The organism is Halobacteriovorax marinus SJ (assembly GCF_000210915.2).
Classification (GTDB): domain Bacteria; phylum Bdellovibrionota; class Bacteriovoracia; order Bacteriovoracales; family Bacteriovoracaceae; genus Halobacteriovorax; species Halobacteriovorax marinus.
The window spans coordinates 3,100,738-3,116,141 of sequence record NC_016620.1 but is presented as its reverse complement, the minus strand read 5'-3'; the positions used below and the strand labels follow the sequence as shown (position 1 = coordinate 3,116,141).

Annotated in this window: 12 protein-coding genes; 6 read left to right on the top strand and 6 right to left on the bottom strand. The window is 34.6% G+C overall.

From position 1 onward, the window contains the following. Positions 1–19: 19 nt before the first annotated feature. Both BMS_RS14870 and BMS_RS14865 read left to right on the top strand, forming a co-directional pair. Positions 20–1,453 carry a C1 family peptidase gene (locus BMS_RS14870; protein ID WP_014245646.1) on the top strand — a complete coding sequence of 478 codons (1,434 nt, stop codon included), beginning with the start codon at positions 20–22 and terminating at the stop codon, positions 1,451–1,453. A 98-nt stretch (positions 1,454–1,551) separates the two neighbouring features. Then, positions 1,552–1,902: a hypothetical protein gene (locus tag BMS_RS14865; protein ID WP_014245645.1), complete on the top strand. Its 351-nt coding sequence runs from the start codon at positions 1,552–1,554 to the stop codon at positions 1,900–1,902. 5 nt (positions 1,903–1,907) lie between these two features. On the opposite strand, the gene BMS_RS14860 is transcribed toward BMS_RS14865, so the two are convergent. Genes BMS_RS14860 through BMS_RS14845 form a run of 4 tightly spaced genes read right to left on the bottom strand, consistent with a single transcriptional unit; the run spans position 1,908 to position 7,373 of the window. Then, positions 1,908–3,275, bottom strand: a complete 1,368-nt coding sequence (locus BMS_RS14860) for an SGNH/GDSL hydrolase family protein (RefSeq protein ID WP_014245644.1) — start codon at positions 3,273–3,275, stop codon at positions 1,908–1,910. After that, on the bottom strand, positions 3,275–5,041 hold the full coding sequence (locus BMS_RS14855) for a c-type cytochrome (protein ID WP_044557686.1): 1,767 nt from the start codon (positions 5,039–5,041) through the stop codon (positions 3,275–3,277). The genes BMS_RS14860 and BMS_RS14855 overlap by 1 nt, the downstream gene beginning before the upstream one ends. Continuing rightward, positions 5,038–5,604 (bottom strand): hypothetical protein, encoded by a 567-nt coding sequence (locus BMS_RS14850; RefSeq protein WP_014245642.1) that lies wholly within the window; start codon positions 5,602–5,604, stop codon positions 5,038–5,040. The genes BMS_RS14855 and BMS_RS14850 overlap by 4 nt, the downstream gene beginning before the upstream one ends. Beyond that, entirely contained in the window at positions 5,601–7,373 is a 1,773-nt protein-coding gene (locus BMS_RS14845) for a DUF1501 domain-containing protein (protein WP_044557685.1), read from the bottom strand. Before BMS_RS14845 ends, BMS_RS14850 begins: the two co-directional genes overlap by 4 nt. A gap of 211 nt (positions 7,374–7,584) precedes the next feature. Here BMS_RS14845 and BMS_RS14840 point away from each other — a divergent pair, with 211 nt between their 5' ends. From BMS_RS14840 to BMS_RS14830, 3 genes are read left to right on the top strand one after another with little or no spacing between them, the layout of a single operon-like run. Continuing rightward, positions 7,585–9,258, top strand: coding sequence for a hypothetical protein (locus tag BMS_RS14840; protein WP_044557684.1), 1,674 nt, complete (start codon positions 7,585–7,587; stop codon positions 9,256–9,258). A gap of 3 nt (positions 9,259–9,261) precedes the next feature. Then, positions 9,262–10,974 carry a hypothetical protein gene (locus BMS_RS14835; RefSeq protein WP_014245639.1) on the top strand — a complete coding sequence of 571 codons (1,713 nt, stop codon included), beginning with the start codon at positions 9,262–9,264 and terminating at the stop codon, positions 10,972–10,974. A gap of 9 nt (positions 10,975–10,983) precedes the next feature. Beyond that, positions 10,984–12,135: a hypothetical protein gene (locus tag BMS_RS14830; RefSeq protein WP_014245638.1), complete on the top strand. Its 1,152-nt coding sequence runs from the start codon at positions 10,984–10,986 to the stop codon at positions 12,133–12,135. On the opposite strand, the gene BMS_RS14825 is transcribed toward BMS_RS14830, so the two are convergent. After that, positions 12,128–12,736, bottom strand: a complete 609-nt coding sequence (locus tag BMS_RS14825) for an START domain-containing protein (protein ID WP_014245637.1) — start codon at positions 12,734–12,736, stop codon at positions 12,128–12,130. The genes BMS_RS14830 and BMS_RS14825 overlap by 8 nt on opposite strands. Positions 12,737–12,808: 72 nt before the next feature. Between BMS_RS14825 and BMS_RS14820 the strand changes: the two genes are divergently transcribed. Beyond that, positions 12,809–14,344, top strand: coding sequence for a carbon-nitrogen hydrolase family protein (locus BMS_RS14820; protein WP_014245636.1), 1,536 nt, complete (start codon positions 12,809–12,811; stop codon positions 14,342–14,344). Here BMS_RS14820 and BMS_RS14815 read toward each other — a convergent pair. Next, a complete protein-coding gene (locus tag BMS_RS14815) occupies positions 14,341–15,402 on the bottom strand; it encodes a radical SAM/SPASM domain-containing protein (protein WP_014245635.1) in 1,062 nt (353 codons plus the stop codon). The two genes, BMS_RS14820 and BMS_RS14815, sit on opposite strands and share 4 nt — an antisense overlap. Positions 15,403–15,404 lie beyond the last annotated feature (2 nt).

Here is a 15,404-nt window from a genome sequence, read left to right as displayed (position 1 = left end):
TCAGGTATAATAGATCTCTATGAGACCTATTATTTTCTTTATAATTCTTTTTTTATCTTCATGCATGAAAGAGAGCACTCTTCCGACAAGATATGACTCTCGTGTTGTTGGTGCCGTAAGCTCTTTTAAAGAACAATCATGGGGGACTTGTTGGGCCTTTGCTACGATGAGTACTCTTGAAAGTAATCTTCTTAGAAGTAGTGAGTGGAGTAAGAGCGGCGAAAAGGGCCATGCGGATTTAGCAGAGTATCATTTGGATAAATTTAATGGCTTTAATCGACACGGAAGAAAAGGAGATAGGCAAGAAGGTTGGTATTCTGGTCAAGGAGAGAAGTTTGTTGGCAGTAATCTTGATGAGCCTGAGGATGGACTCGTTGTTCATCTTGGCGGCGATTACCAAGTCTCTAGTGCGTACCTATTATCAGTAGGAGGGGCAGTCCAAGAGCGCTTAACTCCAGCAGTTAATAATAGAGACTTTAACTCTTTTGGAAATACATCTAGCGATGGAGTTCTTTTGAAGAATAATTATAAGTACTTCCTTCCAAGAGATATGGAATGGCTCAGCTTTTCTGGCACGGACGAACAAAAAAGAGAAAAAGTAAAAAAAGCAATTATGAAGTATGGCGCTGTCGCATCTGCACAGAATATGAGAGATGAGCCCCTTGCAATTGCAAGTGATGGACTAGAAATTCATATGAATTTAAACGAAGAAAAGTTGAATCATGCAGTATCACTTGTAGGCTGGGACGATTCACTAGTTTACAAGGGTCATAAAGGTGCCTGGATAGTAAAAGATAGTGATCACAAAGATGAAAAAACAGGAAAGCATATTGGGATTTTTTATATAATGTATGATGATCTTCATGCTGCAAAAGATAAGTATATGGGCGCAATTGCTTTTTCAAATACCAAAGAGAATACTTTCAAAGAGGTTCTTACGCACTCTCTCCATGGCTGGAGATATAATACAACTGGTAAGATTGAGTATATAAGAAGTGTTTTCGATTCGAGTACTAATGGTCATATTTCAAAAATAGGTTATGTCTCACTTGAGAAAGATAATGAAGTGAATCTAGAAATTTTTATAAACAAGAAGAAGATAACTGAGTTAAATTTTCGACATTCTGAAGTTGGAGTCTTTGTACGAGATATTGAGAATATAGTTCTTAAGGAAGGAGATTTGGTTGAAGTCTATCAACGTAATACTTCTGGCAAATATGGCTTTGATGGTAGCTTTATGATGGAAGTGCTTTTGGGTAAACTTCCAAAGTGGGGAGATCCTGTTTCAGTTTCGTCTAAAGCTCGAGTTGGTGAAGCTTATTACAAGGTGATTGGGGAAAGTCTTGAGAAGGACTTTTCTAAGTATGCTCAGCTTGATTGGGAAGCAAGTAAGGAGAAAAAGGAGAAGGTTTCCCTGAGTGCTAGTCCGTCCCTCTTTATTTATATTGAGTAAGGTATTGTAATTACAGTGGTTTCGTTCGCCATTATTTTATTTATGGCCAGATATTTAGTGCTATAATAGCAATTATCCATTTTTTAAAGAGGTTTACGATGAAATTATTTCTAACATTATTTCTTTTTTCCCTAACTTCATTTGGAGCAGGTCTATCGGATACGGCGCCATTTAGAAATGGAGACTTAGCTGAAATCCACTTAAGTATTGCTGGTCTAAAATTGGGGAAACCTGTAGCAAAGCTTGAAGAAGTTTATTTTGATTTTAGAGCTCCAAATACAATGGTTGCGGAGGCTTTCTATAGTGTCGATCTTACAGAAGGTGAAAAGCAAGAAGTAAGAAATTACTATACAGAGTTAATTGAAGAAGAACTTAAAGATATGAAAGTAACAGGTGCAAAAATAGAAATAGAATTAAATCTAAAAGCTGTTGATCCTAAAGGTCTTTAATTACCTTACTTATTAATGGCCCTATAAATTTCTTGGGCCATTAACTTGTAACCAAGTGGAGTAAGATGATCATCATCTTCTAGATAAACATCTCTCTTACTTTGGCCGATTAATTCATTAAAATATAGGTTTAAATCTATCAGAGGAATATTATTTTCCTCTGAAACTTTTCTAATCATATTATTTGCACTTACATAGTTAGACGGATAGTTGAGCATATATAATTCAAAGTTATACTCCTTACTAAGAGAGATCATTTCTTTCCAAGCTTGCTGTCTATTTATATTTGTCTGTTTCATTACTTCTTCATTTTCTTTGACCAAAGTATAAAACTCATTAAAGTGAGTAAACTCTTTAATTTTTGGTGAGTTTGCAAGCATTGAATCTAAGCTTTTAAGAATTTCAGAAGCACTGTATTCACTTTGAAATTGAAATGTTTGAACAATTCTAAAGTATGCATCATCAAATTCACCACCCCAGAACTTGAGAGGCTTAAAGCTTGCTAGGTCTAAAAGCCATTTTAGGGCTTCGTCATGTTTAAATTGAGAGGCGAGAATCTTACTCATATATACATTTAAAGAATGAAGAAGTTCATACTTTGTATTGAAGCTTATGTGAAGATTGTTACAGTACTTTGTAAAGCCTATCGGTAGATTTGAGACAATTTCATTTAAAGAAATTTTTGTAGAATTGTGAATGTTGTCTTTTAACTTTTTATACTCACTGAGAATAACTTGAAGTTCATTAGTGTTAACTAAGGATGCTTCACTTATATTTGAAGTTAGCTCTTTTTGAATATAATGATATTTAATATGTCGAATAACCTTATATATACTTAGAGATTTATACCAGCTATGTGATGATACGCTATACCAAGGCTTTACTTCAGTAATAGCTTCTTTTTGAAATCGTTCAAAATTATCAGCTGCTCCTATGAGAATAAGAACTTTTGTCGGTTTCTTGTCTGTATTAGTGCTTTTAGATAGATAATCTTTAAGTCGTTTATTAACACCGAAAGTACTATCTTCACAAAGGCCCATGTTTAATACAGTAGTTGGTCTTTTGTTATCTATAAAGATGTTGAATAATTGATGAGGGTAACTATATTTACTCTCTACGTTGCCAGCGTTTGTAAATGAGTCCCCAATAGAAAGAATTACATCTTTGCTACTCTCTTTGAATGAATAAGATTCATACATTTCATCTCTGATATAGTCAGTGCCTTCTTTAGACGGAATATACTCTGCTTGAAATTTCATGTTGTAAAAATGTCCTACAGTCTTGAGTCCAATCTCTACAATGAAGAGAGTTATAATTAAACTTATTATCGAGAGAGATATCTTTGCGAAAATATTATTTTCAAGTTTGCTCATTACCTTAGTCCACCAAAGTCTTCTTGCTGATAGAGATCAGTGTTGATGATATCATATATTAAAAGTTTCATGTCACCACTTTTCTTGAATTTTTCAGAGAGATCTTTTAAAACACTAAGCAAATACGTTGATCTCTTATCCAAATCTTTATTGAAAATATTATCCTCAAGATTAATGTCGATACCTGTCATATAGTATAGTACCTTCTTTGTGGCACATTGATAGAAGTCATCGCTGCTAATAATAATCTTATTTAATTCATGAATATTGTTAAACTCTTGATCTATTAAATTTCCATTGTTATTTCTATATATAAATCGACCAGTAGGAGGCCTTAGATGAAATTTTCTATCAACATCTGTTAGGAGATTGTTAGACTTTGGCTCACTGACTTTGAAGTAGCGGATATGAATTGATGAATCACCAGCAGAACTTGTATAGACTGCTTGAGAGTTTCTGATTACTCCGGCCATAGGGTCAATAGTCGTGTGGCATTGCATACATGAGGACTTTGAGCGAAATTTAATTTTAGAGTCTCTTTGAACATATTTTACAGTGTCTTCAATTCTAACGGCTGGAAGATCTCTACAAAGAAAGTCATTGAGAACTTTTCTTGACCAAGTTCTTGGGATAACAAGTCCACCGTTGTTAATCTCTCCTGGATCACGACCCATATTATTCAAGATATAGGCTTGAGTTGTATTCGCACCAACAAGGTCCTTATCTAGAGTAAGGGGAGATTTAAATAAGAATACATTCATATCTCTATTTACATACCATGGCGTTTTTTGAAAGCTCTCTTTTTTTACAATATCTACAATCTCACCTCTAGGAAGCCACTTTGGGCTCCAGTTTCTAGAGAGTCCTTTTTTCTTGGTATCTCCATATCTATATTGCTCAAACTCTCGGATCTCTAAAGGTGACTCGAAAAAAAGGTGAGTATTATTTTTAGAGTTCGATTTTCTAATGGCCTGTAGAGTTCCTTCTGTTAATAGGATGTCTTTAAATGGTTTATTCTTCCAAAGTACATAGGACATGAGAAGAGCAGAACTATCTCTTGGATGAATATCATGGGTAAGGAATGTTGCGCCTGCTCTGTAATATGAATAATTTGAATACCAAGATGTAAAAAATCTATGGAAGTTATCACGAATACTTTGACTAGTATCTTTTGAAATATTTCTATTCTCAGCTAGGAAAGATGATTCTTGTAGCGCTAGTAAGCATGCCTTGCTTGGTTTTAATTGGTCTTGCTTTACTTTCTTATAGAGAGGATCTCGTCTTGAGGGCCTTTTTCCTGCTATTTGTATAAAGCATCGCTCGAAGACTTCAATTGGTGTTAGCTCTTTATTTTTAGAAAATTTAATTTCTAGATGTTCTTTTTTAGAAATTGAAAATTTGTTGCTATACTTTTTCAAATCATGAATCCACGTCTTCACTGTCTCAAGATCATCTTTTGAAATACTTTTCTTAGGGGGCATATCTTCGTCCCCTCCAACATTACTTCCTCGTATAGCAGAGTATACTCTTGATTGAGCAGGAGAGGAGGGAGTGACAAGATTTGATTCTACCCATTGTTCCTCACTCATCTCGAGATAATAATCGTGACAAGAGGAGCAATTTCTTTTGATGACGTCTCTATATTCTCTGAACGTGATACTGTTAACTTCAATATTTTTCTTAGTGAACTTCTGTGTTGGGCTCAATAAATAAATGAGCAATAGAGCTATGAAAATAGAAGTAAATACCATGAGTTTGGACTTCATAATAGCTGCCACTCGGGTGACTTACACAAAGTAAGTAGTATCGTTTTCCATGATATCTTATCAATATTCATAAACGTAGTTTGATATCTATTCGCTACAGATCTCTTGTAAAAGAAAATATCTACAACTTTATTCAAATTTTCAATTGAAGGGGGCTGCTTTAGTTTGAACCCGATCTTTTTTTCAAAGTATGTGATGCTTTCTTTATTACCTAATAATTCGATACATGCCGACTCAACTAAAGATTGTCGAATAGATGTAATTGGTGCAAATGAAGGATCTCCAATTTCATCAGGGTGGTTAATACATCTATCCTCATCATTTTCAACCTCTTCACTATTTTCTTTCCTATAAATTGAAACCTTGTAGGGAAGGCACCCTCCGGCGAAAACCTCAGGTCTACTTAGAATATTCTTCTTTAAGATGTCTTTATTGTGAGGTCCAAAGGTTGATAATAAAAAATTGTAAACATAGAATTTATCAAGAGTTCTGTAGTCTACCTTATAAGAAGACGATCCATAGATAAGTTGAATATTAATTAGAAAAAGTATTATTACTTTCATGTCGCAGCCGGCTTCTCAAATTTTAATGATTGCTTGATAAATTCTTTGTTTGTAGGAGCTTCTACAAGTGAGTGAATTCTTCCATTTTCGAGCTTAAATACCCTAGGTTCGTGAGGCATTGGAGATGGGCATCCTAAGAAGTCTGCAATTGAAGTTGCGATATTTCCATATACCATTTCTCGGTTACCAAGCTTATCAATAGGGGCACCCTTTCCCCACGTTCCGCAACCTGGACTTACATCTGTTTGGTCGTGGGATATTGAATAAATATTTCCGATAAGAGATGTTTCTTTTATGCTTCCACTAAAAAATGTAGATGTGTGGCCAGTGAATCCATGATGTGAACCTTTATCTATCTCTCCAGGTTCTCTCTCAAACTCAGTTGTTAGGTGAATGAGGGTATTTTCCCATTGAGACTTACCGTGCTCTTTTATTCTATTAATGAGCTCATGAGTACAACTTGCAACAGCTCTCCACATTAGGTAATCGCAAACAAGAGTTGATATTGACCCCGTTTCATGGGAATCCGCTTCATGACTTATTTTAAGTACTTCTTCTTTAGCTTCTTTTTTCTTTGAAATAATAACTGTATCTCCAGAAGATTTAATTTCTAGATCATCCAAAGATATTGTTTTTGTAGTCATCTCAGTAATCGCAGATATATTCATTACAATATTATTTGTAAGATCATATTTAAGAGCAATTTCTGTTAAGGACATTTGCTTTGCTAATTCTTTTATTTCTGCTGTTTTAAAAATATCTCTTATATCATCTTCAATAATGATTCTGTCCCCTTGCTTATAGGCTCCAATGTAGTCAACAATATCAAAGGGAGTTTTATCTTTATGAACTCTCTTTTTAAGTGTTAATGGAAATTTGATGCCTGGGATTCTCTTATCTGTGAGATTTGAAATTCGTGTCTCTCTAATACTTCTGTCTATGAGGCTTTGATATTTAGAAATAGCACTCTCGTAGTCCTTTTTTATAAGGGAGTAATTTTCTTTTACGAAGTTTCTTATTTTCTTTTTCTGTCTGAGGTTCTTTATAAAATCTCCGATATGATCTCTTCTAAACTTTTGCGCTAGTATCTCTTCTAGTAGTGCATCAGAACTATCGTCTTCTTTTGAATTAAGAAATGAATCGAGGAGGTAATCAACATAGTGGTTATGACTATGTTTGATGGGGATTCTATTTTTTGAAGGGGAGTGATAAGCTTGTGCTGCAGTACCACTTTCTTTAACTCCTTCTAGTGAAAGACATGGAAATAAACCTGGAGAGGTGTGATCGTGCAGGCCAGCTATGCTGTAGTCTCCGATCGAGGGAGCATCTAACCTCTTGCTATTTATTTCATGACCATCAAATATCATATTGCAGCCGCGAACTATGAGCATATTTTCAGCAAGTTCTTTGAGAACGAATGATCCTCCTTTTGAGTCAGGAAGACTTTGGTTCCACATAACGGGAAAATTCATACCCCTATGAGGAAAAGTTTTATACTCATAGGAAAAATCGAGTGGTTCTTGTCCAATGTGAGCAAAACCAGTCGCTATGAATTGATTCTCTATAAATTTGTCATTATTTGTAGGCCTTAGAATGGTGTCGAACATCCAACGAGAGGGAGACTCAACGACATTGAGAAGAATATACTTCTTATATTCAGTCCTCTTTTCTCTCCCGCCTTTATGATTACTTCTTTGAAAGAATTTACTAAGAGGGTAGAGCGCAAGGAGTGAAGTGAAAGTTAAGAAATGTCTTCTTTTTATCTTCATCAATTGACCTGTAACTTATTTTAAATACAGTAAAATTATAACAAATAACCCCAATTTAAAGCAATCTGGTACGAAGCTTTATGTTATACTTGATTGTACATAATAAGATTATCTGAGTAATTTGGGGTGTTAATTTCAAGTGAGCGATGGGCAGTCTCCATTTCAATATTTATTTAAAATAAAGTACTTGTTAGGAAGTTGCCTACTTTATGTGTCAGTCTATTTTTTAACTTTAGGAACGAATCCTCTATTAGGAGATGACATACATCTTGCACTCCTTAATCAATCGGTTCCTCTCTATATCTCTGAAAGAGGAACCCTCGTTGAAGGGAATTATGACCTCTCCACCTGTACGAGTTGCTTCTATGATGAGAGATTAACTAACGATAAGTCTTTTCTTAAGCCAATCCAACCTATTCTATCTATTGATATAAATGGAGATAGGTACCCGGTATTTAAAAGCCGAAGGATGGGCGGCGCTCCCTACGCGTTTTTTAAGCTATTGCTTAAAAAAAATCCTCTTGAAAGCGCAATGAATATCTTCAATCTATTTGTGGGGATTTCTACGCTATTATTTATGTTCTTAGCTATCAGGAAGCGCTTTGATAATAGACTTGCAAGTATAAGTGTCTTAATAGCTAGTATCTCACCTATTTTTATCTTGAGCTATAGTTATTATATCACTGAGCAGCTAATTGCCCTTTCGTTTTGGATTTTGTTTTATTTAATACAAAGAGATACAAAAACAAGTCGTATACTTTCAGGCGTTGTCTTTATAGTAAGTACATACTTTAAACTCAATTTTATCATCTCAGTTATTCCTTTATTCTTATTTAATAAGGATAAATTCCTTAAGTATTATAGATTCTGTTGTGTTGTTGCAGCTGTATTACTTGTTTACCTTTGCATAATTTTCTCTATGGGGGATAGTATTTCGGAGCTAATAACAAGGGGAGGGGAAGGATATCGCAAACCGTTGATGCATATCGTGTTATGGTTTCAGGAATTTGTAAGCCTATTTAGTCGTCCAAGTATCTTTCTTAACGAGCAACTTGGCATTTTCGATCTAATGCCTACATATACTAATGATATTTCATATTTAACTATTATATTAACGGGTCCATTTGTAACTCTTTTTCTAATTTATATTTATTGTGCGTTTAAAGATGATGACGTTAGATTATCATTCCTTTCATGTTTCTTATGGGCACTTGCGGCCTTCTTTGTAGGGCATCTTGACGTTACATATACAGCACGATTTTCTGAAGTAGCGACATTAATGGTTTTAACTGTTTCTCTGTCTATCGTTTATTTACTAAAGCAAAGTAAGATTTTTAATAGGGGACTTATCTCAATAATTATATTATCAAAACTATACTTTCTTGTTTTCTTCGTATCAATTTATTATGTTGATAGTGTCGAAAACGGATCATTAAGCATTAGGTTAAATAAAAAAATTTCAAATTATCTCATTGAGAATAAAATTTATAATCCTATTCTTAGTAGAGATGAGAGTGAGTGGGGCGTTTTGGAGCTTCATTCTAGTGGCTCAATCAGACCTATCTACATGCAAAATTTAGATGACTTTGTTAGCTTAAGTCGGATCGTGAATAGCTTTAATTCTGCATATATTCTGTATTCATTGGAGAGAGAGACATACAGAAATGAGGGTGGAGATAATATAGTAGTAAATCATTCGATTGAAAGAACCAAGGGAATTCTTGATAGAGAGAATATAGAATATAAAGTCATTAAAGAATTTAAGACATCAAAGAGTTCTGTATATGTTCTAATTTACTTTGAAAGGAAAGTTAAGCTACCTGGGTTAAGTACTGCTGAGGATAACAAGTTGAGCAGTATAAAATATAAAAAAATCTATAGGTAATCGATGAAATTAAAATCTTTTTTTGTAACATTTTTAATTTCTATTCTCTTTTTAGCACTATCTATCTTTACTCTTCGCTTTGATCCAGAGGTTCGCGATTTAGAGGATGGAGTTTATCGCAGTTTACTAACTTCTATTGTCGAAGATGGAGATTTGAATATTATCAACCAAATGTCCCCTGATAGAGGAGTTATTGTATCTAAAACATATAATTATCCTAACTTACATGATCACGGTGTTGCAGCTCTTTGGATACCTATTTACTTGTATACAAAGGGGGTTTCTAATTATTCAAATTCCGATGGATACTTTATTAGTGATAACTATAGAGTTGCAATGGTTTTATCTAATCTATTCTATGCTCTGGCTCTAATTATTTTAATTTATAAATTTGTCCCCATTTTATTTAATAGAAAAGCAAACCCTATTGAACTTATCAGCATTCTTTTTGGTACCTCGATTTATTGGTATTCTTTTGTTCATCCAAGTTCAACAGACTTAGTCTCCGGAATCTTTCCTTTTATTTATTTTATTCAGCTATACAGATGTACCGGCGCACCTAGAAGGCTCGAGTTCTTTCTCTTTGGGTTATCTCTAACTTTCGGAATTATTTTGAAAGTTAGCTTGCTCTTTTATGTCTTCTTACCTATTTACTTTCTTATTAAGTTTAGAAGTAACTTAAAAGAGAGTATTATAAAATTTCTTCCCTCTCTTGCTTTGGGTGTCTTTACAATTCTTATACCTTATATGGTTAATGAGTACTTGGAGACAGGTGTGCTCATGTATACATACTCCCAAATCGTTGCAAATTATTACCTACTTTATGAAACAGTACTAGCTCCAGCTGGGTATTTAGTTGTTAATCCTATTTATATACTTGCATTTCTTGGACTATATTTAGCTATTCGAAAAAATAAGAGTATTGAAGAGAAGGGTTTACTTACTCTCTTTATGTTGGCTCCAGTATTAAAAGTGCTTGTTGAATCCTTTACCTATGCAGGTAATGCTGAGTATGGAGCAAGACATTTATTAACGGATGTCTTTGTACTTTTATTGTTGTTTCCGGCTTTTTATACAAATGGGATCAAGAAGACTCTGATTTACATTATCTCTGCACTATGTGTTCTTCAATCTCTTTTTATGTCTTTTGTGTACATGAGAGATATTAGTGGAAAGTTTGAATGGGGAATTTTCTATGAAAAGGATTTTAGTGCAATATCAGATCAATTACCTAAGTATAGGTACTTTTTATCAAATGTTCTAAATGGGTTAAAGGGTGATGATATTGGAGATTTAATTCTATTCTATCCACTCATGCTTCTTTGTTCATATGCTTTGTATAAACTTGCAAAAGCTGACTTACTGAAGAGCCGTATTTTATTATACTTCATTGCCTTTTTTACTTCTTCATATTTAGTTATTTCAATATTCAATATAAGTTCTAATTCAAAGAACGTTGAAAACCTCCAAAGTAAGAACTTCTATGATGATAAAGTCATAACGAATGGATCTCTAATGTACGGGCTAAACGATAATGTCGGAAATATTTTAATGCATAATAGATACTCAAAGTTGCGTGGAGATCAGAAGTATATTGAAATTACAGAGAAAGCTTTGAATGAGTATAGTGATAAAGCGATAAATGAAATTGTTGTAGACCCAATTGGGTTGAAGAAGAAAATTAAAGAAAGAGATTTTGATTTCATAGACTTTTAGGGCCTATAGATGAATAAAGTACAAAGATTAGAAAGAATTGAGTTTAAAGAGAAGTACCGCTTACTCTTATTGATAAAGTCATTGCATAAAAAAGACTCTGCACCAATGAGGCAGGCAATTTACCACCAATATGTAGAGTTCTCGGCCCTATCTAAAATTTTAAAATTTTATGAAGTGTTACCTATTTTCTTTCAAAGAATATTGCTCTTTGTTTTTTCTATCAAGTTTATGGGGGAAGTGATTAAGCTCTCAGACCTTGACTGTGATGAAGTTGCAGTTTGGGAGCGATTTCCAGAAAGAAATCATATTTCAATGATTCCAATACAGGGAAAGAGAATAGAGTATCAACCTGAGTTTAGTTTTAAAGAAATCCTTAGTTCAATAAAAAAAATAAGTCTTAGGGATATAAAGAGGTATTGGCAGGTCTTAGATACCATAGCAAGAAGATATGGACTTCTCTCAGCTCTTAGAAGTGGAGAGGTTATCTGTAAATCTTTTCTTAATTCCAGTGAAGCTGTTAGGGCAAAGAGGATTATCGTAAGTAGCGATGCTTCACCTCTCGCACTTTCGATTTTACTCGGGTTTAAGGGGAGAGCGCAGATTATTCACACGCCCCATGGAATTGTTCCAAACTCTGAACACCTTATTTACTTCGATGTAAACTACTATACTACTAAATATAATTATCTTGAGATGGGGAGATATTGCAGTGGTGAGAATCGCTATATTGGAAACTCCTGCGAAGTTGAATTCAAGGTCCCTAGTAAGGCCAGAGTTGGTATCATTATCTCTATTATTCCATCAAAGAAAGGAATTAATCAGCTTATAGCACGTATGAATGCTCTAGGAATTATTCCTTGTGTGAAGTTACATCCAAATGTCATTGGTGTCACAAAATGGAGTGGGCAGTATGAGATTGTAGATAACTTAGATGAATGCACAATCATCATAAGTGGCAATAGTGGCCATATTATTAAGATGCTTAAAAAGGGAGTTTTTGTTGCTTTTGAGCCATCTCTAGATACAGCACCTTTAGATATTTATAAATTAAAAGAAAGAGGAGTCGTTGCTCCTTATAGCGAAGAGAATTTGCTGAGTTTTGACTACTATAAAAAATTTTATAGTAGCCCTGATTGGAAGAAGAGCTGGGATCTTATATAGCCTTATTCTTAGTTACGATGTAGCTATCGAGTGATTGAATAAAGCGCAGTGGCCACTTCTTTTGAATTAAGTTTGTAAGCCACACTGGCATCCACCCTTTGAGGTCACCGTGGAATCTAAAATCAATGGAAGTTTCATTATCCGAGATCTTCTCTAGTGTAACATCTAAGTATTTAACGTCGGCCTGAACATGTTCGTCAGAGGCGTATTTTTCATTATGAAGGGATTTTGCCTTAATAATATACTTAGTATCAGAGATTTTTTCTTTGATACCTTCTAGAAGAAACTCTCTGTCTGTAGCAGGCCAAGGAGTTTTATAGTACTCAGAAATAATCATGTGATTTTCATTAAGCGTTTTATGAACATTCACATTCTTTAGTTTTGGGGACCATTTATTCTTATTACTAAGGTCCATCAATGTTTCAAGAACAACTTTAAGAGGAGCCTTGATTACTCCGGTGGCCCTGAAAGGAAGAATGCCATCCCCCGCATCTCTTGTATAAATATTAATATTACTTTCTGAGTGGATAGGCTTCCAATTAACCTTTGCAGATAGACTCAGAGAAAAAACAATAGAAAAAGCTAATACTAATTTATTCATATCGATTTTATAAAATATTTCGTGCTAAAATTTGTCATAGTTAAGTAGAAAAATCGAATTTGTGAGAGAAACATGAAAAATGAGATGAAACTAGATGTTAGGTCAGCCAAAATATCTGATATTAAAGGGATAATGCATCTGATCAAAAAAGCCTATAAAGACCTTGAAGATTATTCAAGAGATATAATTAGAGGCCAAATTACGAACTTTCCTGAGGGACACTTAGTCGCAACGCTTAACGATGAGATTGTAGGTTATTCAGCGAGTATTATCCTACCGGAGAAAGTTGTTCTTGCTGCCCATACTTGGAAGAGTATTACGGGGGGTGGTTATGGTTCTACTCACGATGAAGATGGAGATTACTTATATGGCTATGAAGTCTGTGTCGATCCCGATATTAGAGGACATAGAATAGGGCAGAGGTTTTATAATGCTAGAAAAAGACTAGTAAAATTCTACCGATTAAAAGGAATCGTCTTTGCTGGAAGAGCGCCCAATTTTAAGAAGAAGTTAAAACAAGTTAAGAATATAGAAACTTATATTGAGATGGTTAAGAATAAAGAAATCAGAGATTCATCTCTAGGGTTTCAACTTCGCAATGGATTCGAAGTCATTGGTTCTCTAAAAGATTATCTTCCTTCTGATGATGCGTCACTTGGCTATGGAATTCACTTAATGTGGAAGAACCCTGAGTTCCAAGAAGTTTCAAAAAAGAAGAGTGCCACTGTCGAGCAAAATGTGGTTAGAGTTGTATGTGTACAGTATCAACAAAGAGGGATTAAAAGCTTCGAAGAATTTGAGAGCTTAGTTGAATACTACGTAGATGTTACTGCTGATTATAGAGCAGATTTTGTTCTCTTTCCTGAACTCTTCACGATGCAACTTCTTTCGATTAAGAATGAGGAGATTGCCGCTGATGTAGCTATCGAGCATATGACAAGCTATACAGAGCAAGTAAAAGATCTCTTTAGAAGATTGGCCGTTAAGTATAATGTAAATATAATTGCAGGGTCTCATCCAACTAAGGTTGGGGATAAAGTTAAAAATATTAGCTATATTTGTCTTAGAGATGGCCAAATACATGAACAAGCGAAAATACATCCAACTCCCGATGAAAAATATTGGTGGAATATAGAAGGTGGTGAGAGTGTTAAAGTCATTGACACTGATTGCGGCCCAATTGGTGTTTTAATTTGTTACGACTCGGAATTTCCTGAGCTTTCAAGGCACCTGGCCAATCAAGGGGTTAATATTCTCTTTGTACCTTTTTTAACGGATAACCGTCAGGCCTACTGTAGGGTTAAGTATTGCTGTCAGGCGAGAGCGATTGAAAATCAAATGTATGTTGCTATGGCCGGAAATGTAGGAAACCTTCCTCGAGTAAATAATGTCGATATTCAATATGCTCAAAGTTGTATTCTAACTCCTTGCGATTTTCCTTTTGCTAAGGACGGTGTTGCAGCGGATACGACTCCAAATGTGGAGATGGTTGCTATTGCAGACTTGAGGTTAGATATTCTAAGAGAGGCAAGACAGTCAGGTGCTGTTCGAAATCTTAAGGATAGAAGACATGATTTATATTCAGTTGTTTGGCACAATAAGGATTAATTCTTCTTTTTAAGATTAGAGAGAATATAGTTCTTTTGTATAACAGGCAGAATCTTATTTGCATTGTAGTCGTCAAGCACGGAGCTACCTAGCATTGTTAGTTTGGATGGATTGAAGGCATCGCAGCCCTGGCAGATTTCATAATCAATTCTATTATTGTCGATATGATCTCTTCTCATCTTTGTGAACTCTTCTCCATTCCAAATTTCATTAAGATTATTCTTTGTCATATCACCAAGGACAATATTATTATCCCAGTCTTGGCAGCACGGAACAACCTTGCCATTCCAGGTTATGACCATTGTTCTCCAGAGAAAAGCACAATGATTCTCTGATGGAGTGTAGTTATAGTCACAATTTAAATCTTTCTTTTTTGGATCGTGAGAAGTGTAGGGAATAATTCGAACAATGTCTGCATCGTGATTTTTAAATTTTTCTACAAAGTCTATCAACTCTCTTTGAGTTTGCTTCATGTTAATGATTTGAATAGTTGAAAAAATTTTTCTCTTATTCAAGCGAAGAAATGTCTCAACATTTTCTACACACTTTTCATAATTACCGCCAACCCTAACGGACTCAAAGGTCTCTTTCTTAGCTCCATCGAGTGAGAGTGTTATAAAATCTAGTCCAGAGTCTATAAGCCTTTTTGAGTATTTCTCATTTAGTCTTGTAATGTTGGTACTGACCATCATTTTAAGACCTTGGGTCTTTCCGTATTTTATAAATTCATCAAACCTAGGATGTAGAAGAATTTCACCAAATAGATCAAGATCGATGACTTCGGCGTAGTTCTTTACTTGATCAATAATGGATTTAAATAACTCGAAGCTCATATACCCTGCTTCACGCGTCTGTCTTGGTTGAGGGCACATTACACATTTTAAATTACAGTGATTGGTAAGTTCAATTACAACATAAGCTGGTTTGCCAAGTGACTTTTTTAAATTTAAGGCGAAGCTTAAGTTTAAAAGAAAACGGTTGAGCATGTACTTTGGGTGAAGCAAAATTCTAGAAAATGAAAATACTTTAAAGCTCTCAGCTAAAGTTCTTAAGTACATTG